The organism is Pseudoalteromonas sp. 1_2015MBL_MicDiv (genome assembly GCF_002407505.1).
Lineage (GTDB): Bacteria > Pseudomonadota > Gammaproteobacteria > Enterobacterales > Alteromonadaceae > Pseudoalteromonas > Pseudoalteromonas fuliginea.
In genome coordinates this window covers 1,550,513-1,565,235 of the sequence record NZ_CP012737.1, presented here as the reverse complement: position 1 = coordinate 1,565,235, position 14,723 = coordinate 1,550,513, and the positions used below count along the sequence as shown (strand labels likewise).

At 39.2% G+C, this 14,723-nt stretch carries 12 protein-coding genes and 1 riboswitch; of the genes, 4 read left to right on the top strand and 8 right to left on the bottom strand.

Features of this window, described 5'->3' with window-relative positions:
- Positions 1-367: 367 nt before the first annotated feature.
- From AOR04_RS07145 to AOR04_RS07125, 5 genes are all read right to left on the bottom strand, one after another.
- The gene (locus tag AOR04_RS07145) at positions 368-775 is read right to left on the bottom strand and encodes a hypothetical protein (RefSeq protein ID WP_096792884.1); all 408 of its coding nucleotides are present in this window, start codon (positions 773-775) and stop codon (positions 368-370) included.
- Positions 776-1,243: 468 nt separating this feature from the next.
- Positions 1,244-2,494: a cation:proton antiporter gene (locus AOR04_RS07140; protein ID WP_096792883.1), complete on the bottom strand. Its 1,251-nt coding sequence runs from the start codon at positions 2,492-2,494 to the stop codon at positions 1,244-1,246.
- Between the two features lie 159 nt (positions 2,495-2,653).
- Positions 2,654-3,061: a hypothetical protein gene (locus AOR04_RS07135; RefSeq protein ID WP_096792882.1), complete on the bottom strand. Its 408-nt coding sequence runs from the start codon at positions 3,059-3,061 to the stop codon at positions 2,654-2,656.
- A 188-nt stretch (positions 3,062-3,249) separates the two neighbouring features.
- Positions 3,250-4,062, bottom strand: a complete 813-nt coding sequence (locus tag AOR04_RS07130) for an alpha/beta fold hydrolase (RefSeq protein WP_096792881.1) — start codon at positions 4,060-4,062, stop codon at positions 3,250-3,252.
- Positions 4,063-4,133: 71 nt separating this feature from the next.
- Complete coding sequence (locus AOR04_RS07125) at positions 4,134-5,978, bottom strand: hypothetical protein (protein ID WP_007378126.1); 1,845 nt, start codon at positions 5,976-5,978, stop codon at positions 4,134-4,136.
- A gap of 259 nt (positions 5,979-6,237) precedes the next feature.
- Between AOR04_RS07125 and sbcB the strand changes: the two genes are divergently transcribed.
- The gene (gene sbcB, locus AOR04_RS07120; RefSeq protein WP_096792880.1) at positions 6,238-7,683 is read left to right on the top strand and encodes an exodeoxyribonuclease I; all 1,446 of its coding nucleotides are present in this window, start codon (positions 6,238-6,240) and stop codon (positions 7,681-7,683) included.
- A 379-nt stretch (positions 7,684-8,062) separates the two neighbouring features.
- Here the strand turns inward: sbcB and AOR04_RS07115 are convergent, their stop codons facing one another.
- A complete protein-coding gene (locus tag AOR04_RS07115) occupies positions 8,063-8,944 on the bottom strand; it encodes an NAD(P)-dependent oxidoreductase (protein WP_096792879.1) in 882 nt (293 codons plus the stop codon).
- 121 nt (positions 8,945-9,065) lie between these two features.
- On the opposite strand from AOR04_RS07115, the gene AOR04_RS07110 reads away from it, so the two are divergent.
- Both AOR04_RS07110 and AOR04_RS07105 read left to right on the top strand, forming a co-directional pair.
- Positions 9,066-9,626: a glutathione peroxidase gene (locus AOR04_RS07110; RefSeq protein WP_008134532.1), complete on the top strand. Its 561-nt coding sequence runs from the start codon at positions 9,066-9,068 to the stop codon at positions 9,624-9,626.
- 87 nt (positions 9,627-9,713) lie between these two features.
- Positions 9,714-10,694, top strand: a complete 981-nt coding sequence (locus AOR04_RS07105; RefSeq protein WP_096792878.1) for a 2-hydroxyacid dehydrogenase — start codon at positions 9,714-9,716, stop codon at positions 10,692-10,694.
- Between the two features lie 97 nt (positions 10,695-10,791).
- Here AOR04_RS07105 and AOR04_RS07100 read toward each other — a convergent pair whose 3' ends face one another.
- Entirely contained in the window at positions 10,792-12,114 is a 1,323-nt protein-coding gene (locus tag AOR04_RS07100) for a sodium-dependent transporter (RefSeq protein ID WP_096792877.1), read from the bottom strand.
- 141 nt (positions 12,115-12,255) lie between these two features.
- Between AOR04_RS07100 and AOR04_RS07095 the strand changes: the two genes are divergently transcribed.
- Entirely contained in the window at positions 12,256-13,014 is a 759-nt protein-coding gene (locus AOR04_RS07095) for a 4'-phosphopantetheinyl transferase family protein (protein WP_096792876.1), read from the top strand.
- Positions 13,015-13,047: 33 nt separating this feature from the next.
- Here the strand turns inward: AOR04_RS07095 and lysC are convergent, their stop codons facing one another.
- Entirely contained in the window at positions 13,048-14,439 is a 1,392-nt protein-coding gene (lysC, locus tag AOR04_RS07090; protein ID WP_096792875.1) for a lysine-sensitive aspartokinase 3, read from the bottom strand.
- Between the two features lie 75 nt (positions 14,440-14,514).
- Positions 14,515-14,687: riboswitch (Lysine riboswitch) on the bottom strand.
- Between the last annotated feature and the right edge of the window lie 36 nt (positions 14,688-14,723).

The following is a 14,723-nucleotide window of genomic DNA, read 5'->3' as shown; positions in this document are numbered from 1 at the left end:
TTTCTCTGGTCATTACTGACACGTAAAGCCTGAGCTTAAGTCAGGCTTTACGTAATTTTAATATTTTCCAATATGGTTTCAAAAAATTGTACCCACTGTTCATAAATCATCACGGGTTTTGTGGGGCTTCTCATTATTTTCTACCTTCGTGAATATAGTTTATCCTATCTTATAAACCAGCAATCTTCTGTATAATCTGATTTATCTAGCACATTCATTATATAACCACTCTAACTTAGGCATCATTCAATCTCGTACGATAAACCCAAAAAACACAAAAAAGCCCATATTAGGCGCTAACCTATTATGGGCTTTTTTACTCTCGCTATCTATATCATGCTTTTAATAAGCACTTTATAAAAAGACCTTATAGAGATAATTCTTCTTTAGCACGAGTTAAGTTGTGCGATACCATTGTGCTGTTAGATAATTTTGATGCTTCATATAAATCAGCAAGTGCAGCAGTGTCATTATTCGCTTTTAAACGTGCAACACCACGATTGCTTAATGCAAACGATGTAAGTTGACGTACTTTAAATTTAGGGCCATCTGCGTCTTTTAAAAGCGCGATTGCTTGTGTACAAATTGCTTCAGCTTGCGCATAATTTTTTGACTTAACATTCAGTGCACAGCTGTTAAATGATTGCTCAAGTGGCTGTGGCGCTGTTGCAGTTTCAATAACCATTAATTTGTAATCACTTGCATCAGCTACTGCAGCAGCTGAACATGTAAGTAGTGAGCTAAGAGCGATAGTTTTGATAAGTGTAAGTTTCATGGTCGTAGTCCTGTTGGTTAAGCCGTGCTTGTTGCCGACAACTGAACTTTAGTGAATTACCACAAAAACGACAAACGATTAAAACAAACCTAATAAGTGAAGAAAATTAACCTATAGACCTTAGTCTAATACGGTTAGCATTTTTCTATATATTTAAGTAGCTTACGCACCAACCCTTGTGTCTGAAATAGCTATCTTGCATTTTAGAACGTATATAATTATTTATGCTTTTATTTGGTCCGTTTTATTTTAAGCATCTTGCCTTAGTGTAATTGAATAACAATCAAAAAAATTTATACATTTAATCACATGCAATACTAAGTCATGTATTTATAATTTCGACTCTAGTAACTTTTCATCATTAATGAATTAACTGTTTTGAAACACACACTTCCCTTTTTGTTTTTATAAGAGGAAATAAAAAGCGTGTGAAATACAGCTATTTCACACGCTTTTAAAAAATTATATTTAACGGATAGTTTTGGCTACTTTACCAATACTCAAACCCTGAATTAAAATAGAAAACACCACAACCGCATAAGTGAGAGCTAATAAAATATCGCGCTCGTTCCCATCAGGTAATTGCAATACCAATGCAACAGAAATACCACCACGCAAGCCACCCCAGGTTAAAACTTTCCATGCGCCAGATGGCAACTCTAATTGCTTATTAAATGTAGTGGTTATTATACCCACAACGATTAAACGTGCGAGTAAGGCGATTAAAATTGTTAAGCCACCAGCAATAAATAAATTACTCGAAAATGCAATCATGACGACTTCAAGCCCTATGAGTACAAATAAAATGGCATTTAAAATTTCGTCAATTAGCTCCCAAAACAAATCAACGTAATGGCGTGTTTTGTCGCTCATAGCCATACTACGGCCATGATTGCCCACCATTAACCCCATCATTACCATTGCAAGTGGGCCCGACAAATGCCAATGGCTTGCCAGTGCATAGCCACCAATAACGCCCGCTAAAGTAAGTAGTACTTCTTCTTGATAACTATCAATACTTTTGAGTAAGTAATATAAAATACCACCTAATACCAAACCAAAAACAATACCGCCACCCGCTTCAACCGCCAGCGTGTGCGCTACATAATAGGTTGTAGGAATATCACCACTTGATAAAACACCCAATAAAAGCACAAAAATAACCACGCCAATACCATCGTTAAATAACGATTCACCCGCAATCACGGTTTCAATACTTTTAGGCGCACCCGCAGATTGTAAAATTCCCATTACCGCAATAGGATCGGTTGGCGAAATTAATGCACCAAACAGTAAACACCAAATAAACGCTAAATCAAAACCAAGCAAAGGAAGTACTAAATAAAGCGCGCCAGCAATAATAACCGTTGATAGCAACGTACCCACACAGGCTAAAATGCCTATTGGCAATTTATAGCGCCTTAAATCGCTAACATTTACGTGCAGCGCCCCAGCAAAAAGCAGCATAGAGAGCATGCCATCAAGCAAAACTTCAGTAAAATCTAACTGATCGAGCAAGCTCACTTCGTAATCTATAAGATCATCAAACCCTAAAAAGCCCAAAAATATAGCCGCAATAGAAACCACCATCGAAATGACCATTACACCAATGGTTGTTGGCAAGCCAATAAAACGGTGATTCACATAGGTGAGTAACGCCGTAATTGATAAAAATATCGCGCCAATTTCAAATATGGTTAAGCTGCTTGTAAGTTCCATTTTTATTAATCCGTAATATTAAATTAGTTATTATTTAGTAAGTCCGTAAACTTGTGTTGTTAAAACGCAAAAAAGCCATGTTAGGAGTAAACCTAACATGGCTTTTTTGTACTGTCGCTATTTTATATCATGCTTTAGTAAGCACTTTATTAATAAATCTTATAATGAAAGATCTTCTTTAGCGCGAGATAAGTTGTGCGATACCATTGTGCTGTTAGATAATTTTGATGCTTCATATAAATCAGCAAGTGCAGCAGTGTCGTTGTTCGCTTTTAAACGTGCAACACCACGATTGCTTAATGCAAACGATGTAAGTTGGCGTACTTTAAATTTAGGGCCATCTGCGTCTTTTAAAAGCGCGATTGCTTGTGTACAAATTGTTTCAGCTTCTGCATAATTTTTTGACTTAACATTCAGTGCACAGCTGTTAAATGATTGCTCAAGTGGCTGTGGCGCTGTTGCAGTTTCAATAACCATTAATTTGTAATCACTTTGCTCAGCCATTGCAGCAGCTGAACATGTAAGTAGTGAGCTAAGAGCGATAGTTTTGATAAGAGTAAGTTTCATGGTCGTAGTCCTGTTGGTTAAGCCGTGCTTGTTGCCGACAACTGAACTTTAGAGAATTAACACAAAACCGACAAACGATTAAAACAAACCTAATAAGTGAATAAATCTAACCTATAGACTTTAGTCTAATGCCAAATTACTAATTTACGACAATTGATATTTATAAAAACAACCAACGAAACTTAAACTTATTGAGTGCGTTCTAGTAACTTAACTATTTGGGCTACAACCATTTCTGGCTCGTCATTTTGCGGGTAGTGATAGCTCTTATTCGTTATTACTATTTCACCTCGAGGAAAGGCATTAGCCCACTTTGAATGTAAGTCGCCCCACATTTCACGTGCTTTGTCGGTAAAAAATAATACCGATGGACTTTTATATTTTTTAACTGAGGCTATAACAGTTACTGGTATATCAGCAATTTGTGGATAATCTGGTAGCGGGCGTTTTGCCCAAAAATCTAAATACTGATTCGACATTCCATTTTTCATATCGTCGAGCTTTATTGCTGCAATTTCTTTTTCAGCGCGTGACAAATCAATCCCGCGCATAATATCTACATCGTGTTCTGATCCAGGCTCAATCAACATCAACGCTTTAACCTGATTAGGGTATGTTGCAGCAAATACACGCGCAATATAAGCACCATAAGAGTGTGCAACATACACAACAGGCTCTTTTATTTTTAGTACTTGAAGAAGTAACAAAGCCTCAGCTGCATATTCCTCAGAGCTATAATTTTTCTTTATTTGTGCAGAGCCGCCATTACCAATACGAGAATACCGTATAACTCTAGCGTGTTGAATTAGGGATTCAAAAACCGGTTCCCAATCACTTAAACCAGCAGAGCCGCCCGCTTCAAGTAAAATAGTATGTTTACCTTTACCAGCTAGCTCGTATTCAACGTCAAAGCCATTTAATTGAACTTTAGCCAGTCCAGCTAAAGCGCTAGTAGATATGAAAAGTGAGTAGAGTAATGTTATTTTTAACTTTAATTTCATTGTATTAGGTAGATCTTTCTTTTATTAAATTAACTGATTTTTTAAGTTAGTACATGCCTTTAGTATCTGCCTTAGATATTCTTGGCTATTAACTCTGCTTTCAGCAAACCACCTTTAGTAAGTAACTTAGGAGCGAAACTTGGGTTACGTTTAGATTTGTAAGCATCAAGTATTAACTTAAGACCATGCGCTTCTAGCAATGAGATATTTACTTCAGTATCCATTTCGGCGGACTCAATAAAATCATCTGAAAAGCTGGGCGCGATTATCAACACTTGTGCAACTCGTTTACCCTGGTTTTCTGCGCGAGTTACATAGGCTTTTACTTGCCGCGACGTTGTTGAATATTTGGCGAAATCTCCATTTTTACAGGTTTTTGCTTCACCTATAATTATGTCGTTATCACTTAGTGAAATTACGATATCTGCTTTATCTTTAGCAGTATTTAAATCTTTACGAAGGTCTTCGTCGATATTTAGCTCTAGTAGTTCAAAAATTGCTTTTGTGACTTCTTCAAACTTAACACCAATATCAGCTTCTGTTACATCTGCACCAACTTCCCTAAGAGTATTGATATCACGACGCGCTAATGCGTCGTAATTTTCAATTAGTTTATCGGTCGCATTAGCAAAGCTTTCTAAAATAGCAAAACGCGCATTACCACGTTTAGATAGCCCCATACTATCTCGAACTTCTCTTACTTCATCATTTGAAAGTAAATATAAAATATCATGAGGTGTGATACTCAAGGCACGTAATTTTTCAGTATCTATTATTTCATTAGCTTCAAGCTCAAATGCTTCTTTAAGCACTACTTGCATTGTTGGAAAATGTTCTTCTAATGTTTTTAGAAGCTGCTTAAATCCACTAGCGCTGAGGGAATCAAACTCCTTTTCTGTTGCACCTGATAGCGATGATAGTATTAAACTAATACGCTCATCTAAAGTAGTGCCAAGTTTTTCAGTGTCAATTTCTAAGTCTTGAATTAACTGTTTTAAGCGCTCTTTACGTTGATTTTGATTATCTTCAAGACTGTGGATATCATCTGATAGTAATCTAGCTGCGCTAAGTCCTGAATGAATAATTGTTTGAATCTTATCAGTTCGGCTTACGCCTCTTATTTTACGACCATGCGCTTTAAGTGCATTTGAAAGCTCAGCGTCAGTAAGAGTTCTGAGGATTCTTAATATATATTTATCGGCTAAATCTTTCCCTTGAATTTCATTAAGTAAAGTTACTATTTCATCTGGAATGAACACTTCTTGGCGTTTTTTACTTATAAACAATAACCCCATATCCCTCAGGCTATTTAAAGCATCCAGCACTCCATTTTTAGGAATAACATCGACTAAATGCTCTACAGCAGCGCATTCATCTGTTGTTAAATTCAACTCATCTGCAAGCACATTCAGAATGCTGCGCTCATCGTCAGTTACTTTAGCATCGCGATTATTCTTTTCATCATTAAAGTATGCTTCTTTCATGCACGCATGATAAATTTTCAAGGCGCGATTTCTTTCTAAAATACTTTCAGCTGAATTTTGTTGGATATAATCTTTAAGCTCTTTTGAGAGCCTTGATAACTCAGCCCACTCTTTCTCATAAAGCGATTCAATCCAGCTAATTCGAGCAACTCCATTCCCGTCACGGCTCAAAATATTAACTAGCAAGTTGAGTTGTGCTGTACTCATTAATATTTGATCTTTTACAGAGCATTTAAAAAAATCTCTGACGGTATGGAATAATTGGGTAATTTCGCTACCAGACGCATTTTTAATTTGACCGTCAATATTGTCTATTGTTTTAGCTAGTTTTTTATTATTCTTAGCAGCATCAGAACAAAGGCGGTCGAGACATGAAATAAATTTAGATTTTTCGACTTGGTTAACAATTGATAAAACTTGATTGAGTTTCATTTTTACAGAGTCCTTTCATATAATATAGTTACAAATGTAACAGTTAATTTTATTTGCAGCAATAAAGCCCACTTTTGAATTACTTAATTAAGTATAGGTAAGCTCTAGCCCTCAAAATTCAAAATATCTAACTAACACCTCATTTATCAGACAAACCTATAAACTCCCTCGCCCATATGCCATAATCTAAATAATTCATTATTTTAGTAACTTGGCACGTATTTAGGCGCTTTTAAGTTAACTACTCAGGGTTTTCAGCATGGCATATCAAGAGCAAAATCAAGCAACAATCTATTGGCACGACTACGAGACTTGGGGGGCGAGCCCACAAAAAGATAAGCCGAGCCAATTTGCGGGTATTCGTACCGATCTTGATTTAAATATTATTGGCGAGCCGCTTATTGAATATTGTAAGCCGCAAGCGGATTACTTGCCTCACCCTGAGGCGTGTTTAATTACGGGTATTACGCCGCAAGTGGCGATGAAAAAAGGCTTGGTTGAGGCTGAGTTTATAGCAAAAATTCATGCCGAATTTAGCGTGCCAAACACCTGTGTTGCCGGTTATAACAGTATTCGGTTTGATGACGAAGTAAGCCGTTATAGCTTTTACCGTAATTTTTACGACCCATACGAGCGCGAATACAAAAATAATAATAGTCGCTGGGATATTATTGATTTAGTACGTGCTTGTTACGCGCTGCGCCCTGAAGGCATTGAATGGCCGTTAAAAGAAGACGGCAGCCCAAGCTTTAAGCTAGAACATTTAACGGTAGCTAATGGTATTGAACACGCCGCTGCGCATGATGCACTAAGCGATGTAACCGCCACTATTGCACTGGCTAAGCTAATAAAAGAAAAACAGCCAAAGCTGTATAACTTCTTTTTTGGGCTGCGTAATAAAAAAGCTCTTGCTGAATTGGTTGATGTATTTAACATGACGCCGCTGGTGCATACCACATCGCGCATACCTGCAACACAAGGCTGTACAAGCTGGGTTGCACCAATGAGCTTTCATCCGGTAAATAAAAACGCGGTTATTTGTTTTGATTTAACTCAAAACCCGCAAGTACTCATTGATTTAAACGTAGAAGAGTTACGCAAACGTTTATACACCAAACGTGTTGATTTAGCCGAGGGTGAATTACCTGTTGGCTTAAAATTAGTGCATTTAAACAAGTGCCCTATTTTAGCCCCAGCTAAAACGTTATTGCCTGAAAACGCCGCCCGCCTAGGGATTAACCGCGAGCAGTGCTTAACTAACTTAGCTATTTTAAAAGCCAATACCGACCTTCGCGATAAAGTAACGGAAGTGTTTAACGAGCAAGGTGATTACAGCGCAACAACTAACGTTGACTACTTACTTTACGATGGCTTTACAAGCCATGCCGACAAGGCTAAGTTTGCGATTATTCGTGATGCAAAACCAGATGAATTGGCTGGGTTGAAGTTAGACTTTGAAGATAAAAAGTTTAATACATTGTTGTTTAGATACCGCGCCCGTAACTGGCCTGAAACGCTAAACCAGCAAGAGCTTGACCAGTGGCGCCAGTATTGCCAAAACAAGTTAATGCATGGGGAAGATCAACCATCGATTAACGCGCAAGATTTTATGATCACCCTTGAAAACCTAGCGCATGAACATGACGACAGCGAAAAAAATCTTACAATTTTAAAGGCGCTGTATAACTACGCACAAAGCATGTAATTCGGTGTAGACGCATATCTACACTTTGAGTGTAGACGTAGAGCTTGCTCACGTGAAAAGCGCAGCTTTTAATATCTTTGTCATTTTAAAAACTGTGTTTTTATACGCAAGCAAGCTTCGCGTCTACAAGTAAAACTCACAGCTGCACTTTGGCAGTAGACGTCGAGCTTGCTCACGTGAAAAGCGCAGCTTTTAATATCTTTGTCATTTTAAAAACTGTGTTTTTATACGCAAGCAAGCTTCGCGTCTACAAGTAAAACTCACAGCTACACTTTGGCGGTAGACGTCGAGCTTGCTCACGTGAAAAGCGCAGCTTTTAATATCTTTATCATTTTAAAAACTACGTTTTTATACGCAAGCAAGCTTTGCGTATACAGCGTTACTTTTTATGCAGCGCTTCAATACGTGCTAGTAAGCTTGAGGTGTCGTATCTACCGCCGCCAAGTGCTTGTACATCGGCGTAATATTGATCGACCGTTGCGGTCATTGGTAAAGTAGCGCCGTTGTTTTTAGCTTCATCAAGTGCAATGCCTAAATCTTTACGCATCCAATCTACGGCAAAACCAAACTCGTATTCACCCGCCCACATTGTTTTGTAGCGGTTTTCCATTTGCCACGAACCGGCTGCGCCTTTAGAAATGGTTTCTATTACTTTTTCACCATCAAGCCCTGCTTGCTTGGCAAAATGTAAGCCTTCGGCTAAACCTTGTACTGCGCCAGCAATACAAATTTGATTAACCATTTTACAAAATTGTCCCGAGCCAACGCCGCCTAACAGTTGGCTAAAACGGCTAAACGCCGCCATAACTGGCTGCACTTTAGCAAATACGGCTTCACTGCCACCTGCCATAACCGTTAATACGCCATTTTCGGCGCCAGCTTGTCCGCCCGAAACTGGCGCATCTATAAAGTCGACATTTTGTAGTTCAGCTTTTGCAGCTACTTCGCGGGCTACTTCAGCAGAGGTTGTGGTGTGATCAACCAAAACAGTGTGCGGCAACATGCCCGCTAACACGCCGTCGTTGCCATACACTACTGAGCGTAAGTCGTCATCGTTACCAACACACATAAATACGATGTCGGCATTGTTGGCAGCTTCGCGCGGGGTTGGTGCAAAGCTTCCTGAGTGTTCTGCAGTCCACGCTTGTGCTTTAGCTTGAGTGCGGTTATAAACGCATACGCTGTGCCCTGCTTTTGCTAAATGCCCCGCCATTGGGTAACCCATTACGCCTAAACCTATAAATGCGACTTTCATTGACATAAAAATGACCTATTTAACTGATAACTTAGAAACTAGGCTTAGATTATGTCAACCGGCTGATAAAAAAGCGAATGAAAATCTTTATAAAATTTCCTTAATCGGAAATGTAAGTAGGTAACCTATGGATAGTATTTATCAATTTAATGCACCACTTTACAACAGCGAAAGCTTTCCTCTTAGTAAGCTACAGGGAAAAACCATACTGATTGTTAATACAGCGAGTAAGTGTAATTTTTCGGTGCAATTAAGTGCGCTTGAAAAACTATATCAAGAATATAAAAGTAGCGGATTTACAATATTGGCATTTCCGTGTAATCAGTTTGGTCAAAATGAGCCGCTTGATAATTTAGCCATTAAAGACTTTTACCAAGATCAATTTAATATCTCGTTTGAGATATTTGGTAAAGTAATGGTAAATGGGCCAGAAACTCACCCGTTGTTTAATTATTTGAAATCACATACTCGGGGTATTTCACAAAACCGTGCAATTAAGTGGAACTTCACTAAGTTTTTAATTAACTCGCAAGGTCAGCAGGTTGCTCGCTATGCACCGCGCACTAAGCCCGAAACACTTAAACAAGTAATAGAAAGCAACCTACTGCAAGCAGCAAAGGTAAACACAGCAAAAAGTGATAAAAGAATATCGCCTAAAACACCTATATTTACTTCGCTTAAAGCTTAAATTAGTAGCAGGAGAACTAATTAGGCACGTTTTTGTAAAGTAGTTTAATGTTACTATTATTTTTCCTTAAGCGTCGGAGCTATTACCATGAACATTGCTTTTTTTAGTACTCAAAAGTACGAACTGCCTTTTTTTGAACAAAGTACACGCGATAATCGTGATATAAAAATAACGTATTTTGAGCAAGCTCTAAGCGAACAAACGGCTATTTTAGCAAACGGGTTTGATGCCATATGTGTATTTGTAAACGACACCGTAAACGCCACGGTTATTGAACAACTGGCAAGCGAAGGCATAAATACTATTTTGCTACGTTGTGCAGGATTTAATAACGTTGATTTACCTGCAGCAAAAGCACATAAAATTAAAGTATTACGCGTACCAGCATACAGCCCTGAGGCAGTAGCCGAGCATTGTATTGCACTTATGCTCACGCTTAGCCGTAAAACCCATAAAGCGTATAACCGCGTACGCGAAGACAATTTTGATTTAAACGGATTACTAGGCTTTAACTTGCACAATAAAACCGTGGGTATTGTAGGTTGCGGTAAAATTGGCCTTGCGCTGTGTAACATTTTAAATGGCTTTGGCGCTAAAGTATTAGTGTGCGACCCCTACGCACAACCTGGCAATTATACAATTACCGATATAGACACCTTGCTTAGCCAAAGCGATGTGATTTCTTTGCATTGCCCATTAACGGAACAAACTCATCATTTAATAGATGATGAGGCATTTAGCAAAATGAAAACCGGCGTTATGCTTATTAACACCTCTCGCGGGGCACTGCTTAACAGCAAAGCGTGCATTAATGCACTTAAAACTAAAAAATTAGGGTATTTAGGGCTCGACGTTTACGAGCAAGAGTCGGAGCTGTTTTTTAAAAACCACAGCGACGAAATAAACCAAGACGATATATTTTCGCGTTTAGTGAGCTTTAAAAATGTTTTAGTAACAGGCCATCAGGGCTTTTTTACCCAAGAAGCACTCACCGAAATAGCAAACACAACCCTACTTAACGCGCTTGAAGTAAGTGAAGGTAGGCCTCTGACTAACGAGGTTTTATAAAGACATAAGCTATACCTAAATTTCAGGCACAAAAAAAAGCGAAGTGCGTTTAAAACTCACTTCGCTTTATTAATCTATTTTTAGGGTTTAAATAAAATTAACCAAATGCAACATTTGCAAATACCAAGGTCATTAATATTGGGCAAACAAAACGAATATACTGAGCAAACCAGTAATGTACGCCGGTTGTTGCTTGGTGTAATTTATTACCACGCTGCCACATCCACCCTACTGTAATAAAGTAAAATAAGCCCATTAGTGGTAATTGGTATTGGGTAAATAGCATAATAACTAAGCCAAATAACCAATCAAAATTTAGTATAATCGCACTCGCACACACAAGTACAACGGCGCTTACCGCCCATGTTGCTTTGGTGCGGCTAACGTTGTGATTTTCGACTAAAAACGCTACCGGAATTTCGGTGGTCGATATAGTTGACGTAACCGATGCGATAGACATTAATACAAAAAACAATAAACCAACTAATAAGCCAATTTCGCCCATGGTGCTAAATAGCGCAGGTAAAATAGCAAAAATAAGCTGCCCTTCGCCAATTAGTTTACCACCACTAAATACTTCAACGCCGTTATGCTGCGCTACATAAATAGCAGGAATAATGAGTAACCCCGCTAAAAAAGCAACGCTGGTATCGAGTAAGGCAACACCTGCGGTGAGCTTTGGTAAATTAGCATCTGGCTGTAAATACGATCCGTAAATCATCATACAACCCACACCTAACGAGAGCGAAAAGAACGCTTGCCCCATTGCGGCAATAATTAAATTAGGATCGAGTATTTGGCTAAAATCAGGAATTAAATACGCGGCAAAGCCTTCACTTGCGCCATCGAGTGTTGCAATGTAGGCAATTAAACCAACAAGCAATACGAGTAGCAGAGGCATTAAACGGCGCGACCAGGTTTCGATTCCCGATTTAACACCTTTTAAAATAATACTGGCAGTTAAAATAAGCATAAGCGGCGTAAATACAAAATTACGAAGCACTGAGTCGCTATGTAAAAATTCGCTTGCGCCTGTGAAACCTAAAAAGGTTGTTATGGGTTCAATAGCGTAGGAGAGCATCCACCCTGCTACTATTGAGTAAAAACTTAGCATAACAACCGCGCCCGCAAGACCAATATAACCTGCTGCTGCACCTACTTTGCGGTTAGTGCTTTGCCATGCATCGCCCAATGCTTTTACCGGATTAGCTTGTGCTTTGTGGCCTAAATAAAGTTCGGTATACAATGCAGGGAGCGCAAGTAAAAATATAACAATAAAGTAAACCAGTAAAAAAGCACCGCCGCCATGGTTGGCCGCTTGCGTAGGAAAACCCCAAATATTACCTAAACCCACTGCTGCGCCAGCAGCGGCTAAAACAAAACCAAGTCGGCTTTGAAACCCATCACGCACTTGTGCCATACATCTACAAATCTGTTATTATTTTGATTATTGTGAATTAAACCATATTTCATGCCAGCTGAGTAATAAAATTGTACCCAGCCTTTATTAGGGGCGTTAACCGCTCACAATATCAGCGACTTCTTTTGCTTTAGGGCTTTTATGACTGAACACTATTTTAAAAACGCCTTGAGTATTACTTCAACTCAATTAGTAAACTTGTCTTTAGCTAGTAACAGTATTTTATTATTTAATGCTAAAACACTTGAACTTAGTGACTTTAATTTGCCCGATTGCTTAAGCCTGTTTGAGTTAGCCATTATAAACCGCCGCAAAAGCCCGCAAGCTAAGCAAGAGTATTTAGCTACGCGGTTATTGTTAAAGCACCTTATTAAAATAACGCAGCCGCAACATGCGCACGTAGCCCTTAATAAAATGAGTACAGAATTTGACGAGGCAAGCTCAAAGCTGCAACTACATGTAAATGGTGATGTTATTAATACCTGTATTTCGCACTCGCATGGTTTAGTTGGGGTTGCGCTTAACCTTGGTAAAAGTGAATTTGGTTTTGATATTGAAAAAGTAAGCCTAAACCGCCCATTTGAAAAACTCGCTAAGCATTTTTATCATAATGATGAAATTACACTTATTACAAAGCCCACTAATACCCAAGCCCAAGCGGATACGTTTTTTAGAATTTGGACATTAAAAGAGTCACTTGCTAAAGCCACCAGCCGCCCTATTGCAAAGTTACTTAGCCCTAATGTGTTTGACGAATTACATAGTGCAAAGCTCAGTGCTTGCAGTAATAGCGTTACTGTAGCTGATAGCAGTGACAGTAATGTTTGTTTTGATATAAGTGTGGTGCATAAAAAAAGCACCGACTGGCGATGCTTTTTATTAACTGATTTTGTTAAGTAACTTTAATAAATCACTTTCGTGAATAAGCGCGATTTACGCAGCAAAATCGTTTTCTAATAAACGGCTATGAATAGATTGTACTACGTTATCTGACTCAGTTTGCTCTACTAAAAAGCACAGGTTGTGCTTACTAGCACCGTGACAAATTAATCGAATGTTAAAGTCTTTTAGTACACTCATTAAGTTCATTTCGTGTTGGCGTAATTGAATCTCAGAGCCAATAAGTGCCACCAATGTTAGGTTGTTTTCTACCGAAACATGGCAAAACTCTGCAAGCTTATCTAGGCATTCTTGATCAAGCTCTGGGCGCGAGGCGTTTTGCGCGTTATCAAGCGTTATAGCTACACTGATTTCTGATGTGGTTACCAAATCTACCGATATATTGTATTCACTTAATAGTGTAAATACGCGTGCTAAAAAGCCGCTTGCTAGTAGCATTTCTGGGCTTTTGAGCGTAAGCAAAATTTGGTTTTTACGTTGCGTTACTGCGCGTATACCTGGTTGCTGCGATTTTTCACGCTCAATCCACGTACCGCCTCGCTCAGGCTCTCGGCTAGAACCTACAAACACGTTAATGTGGCTACGGCTTGCTGGTAAAATAGTCGCTGGGTGCAATACTTTTGCGCCAAAGGTTGCCATTTCAGCGGCTTCGTCAAAACTTAAGCGTGCAATCGGCGTCGCTTTTGCGCACAAACGCGGGTCGGTGCTAAAAATGCCCACTACGTCGGTCCAAATATGCACACTTTTAGCGTTAATTGCTTCAGCTAATAATGCAGCGCTGTAGTCTGAACCACCACGTCCTAGCGTTGTGGTGTGACCGTATTCGTCACTACCAATAAATCCCTGAGTTACAATTACTTGAGTGTCTAATAACGGAATTAAATGCTCTTTAGCAGCTTGCGCTGTGGCTGCAACGTTGGGCGTTGCTTTGCCAAATTGGCTGTCGGTTTTAAGCACCTTGCGCACATCAAAGCGATCGGCATTTAAACCTTGTAAACGCAGTACCTGAGCAAACAAATACGACGATAAACGCTCACCAAAGCTAAGTAGCTCATCATGTTGCTGATCGATTGTCAGTGGCTCTTGAGCCAATGTTTGAAATGCTTTTAGGGTTTCGCTAAAGCCAACCGCTAAATCGGCATCTAGCGATAATTCATCTAAAATAGTTTGTTGAATAGCAAGCACGCCGTTTATGTGTTCTTGGCGCTCACTTGAGGTAATGCTTGATTTACACAGTGCAACTAAGTGATTAGTTACGCCGGCACTGGCGCTCACGGCAACAATACGTACGCTTTTATCTGCAACAATAATTTCGCTACAGCGACTCATCGCTTCAAAATTTGCAACACTGGTTCCGCCAAATTTGGCAACGATGTAATCTGATTTTGCGCCTGATACTGTTTGTGGCACTGATTGGGTAGTCATTTAGTCTCCTTTCGCGGTATCCAAACCGCAATAAAACAAGAAGAACTTGGCAAAGGAATGCTTGAAGATAAGTCCACTGCCAGAAGCTCTCCACCTATATTGGTGACAGTTTTGAGGATTCAGCCCCATAAACCGAAAAACAATGACGACGTACCATTATTTTCCTCGGCGAGTACTTCCCTCCTTAATGATCATCGGCTTTCGTCGCCTAACATTAAGTACCTAAGTATCGCACCTCTTCTGAATGCTTTATTAACCAGTGGCTAATAAAACAAAACCCCACT

What these genes read in the sequence shown, in the direction of transcription:
- AOR04_RS07145 (WP_096792884.1), bottom strand. Translation starts at nt 775, where the DNA reads ATGAAACTTACACTTATCAAAACTATCGCTCTTAGCTCACTACTTACA.
- AOR04_RS07140 (WP_096792883.1), bottom strand. Translation starts at nt 2,494, where the DNA reads ATGGAACTTACAAGCAGCTTAACCATATTTGAAATTGGCGCGATATTT.
- AOR04_RS07135 (WP_096792882.1), bottom strand. Translation starts at nt 3,061, where the DNA reads ATGAAACTTACTCTTATCAAAACTATCGCTCTTAGCTCACTACTTACA.
- AOR04_RS07130 (WP_096792881.1), bottom strand. Translation starts at nt 4,062, where the DNA reads ATGAAATTAAAGTTAAAAATAACATTACTCTACTCACTTTTCATATCT.
- AOR04_RS07125 (WP_007378126.1), bottom strand. Translation starts at nt 5,978, where the DNA reads ATGAAACTCAATCAAGTTTTATCAATTGTTAACCAAGTCGAAAAATCT.
- sbcB (WP_096792880.1), top strand. Translation starts at nt 6,238, where the DNA reads ATGGCATATCAAGAGCAAAATCAAGCAACAATCTATTGGCACGACTAC.
- AOR04_RS07115 (WP_096792879.1), bottom strand. Translation starts at nt 8,944, where the DNA reads ATGTCAATGAAAGTCGCATTTATAGGTTTAGGCGTAATGGGTTACCCA.
- AOR04_RS07110 (WP_008134532.1), top strand. Translation starts at nt 9,066, where the DNA reads ATGGATAGTATTTATCAATTTAATGCACCACTTTACAACAGCGAAAGC.
- AOR04_RS07105 (WP_096792878.1), top strand. Translation starts at nt 9,714, where the DNA reads ATGAACATTGCTTTTTTTAGTACTCAAAAGTACGAACTGCCTTTTTTT.
- AOR04_RS07100 (WP_096792877.1), bottom strand. Translation starts at nt 12,114, where the DNA reads ATGGCACAAGTGCGTGATGGGTTTCAAAGCCGACTTGGTTTTGTTTTA.
- AOR04_RS07095 (WP_096792876.1), top strand. Translation starts at nt 12,256, where the DNA reads ATGACTGAACACTATTTTAAAAACGCCTTGAGTATTACTTCAACTCAA.
- lysC (WP_096792875.1), bottom strand. Translation starts at nt 14,439, where the DNA reads ATGACTACCCAATCAGTGCCACAAACAGTATCAGGCGCAAAATCAGAT.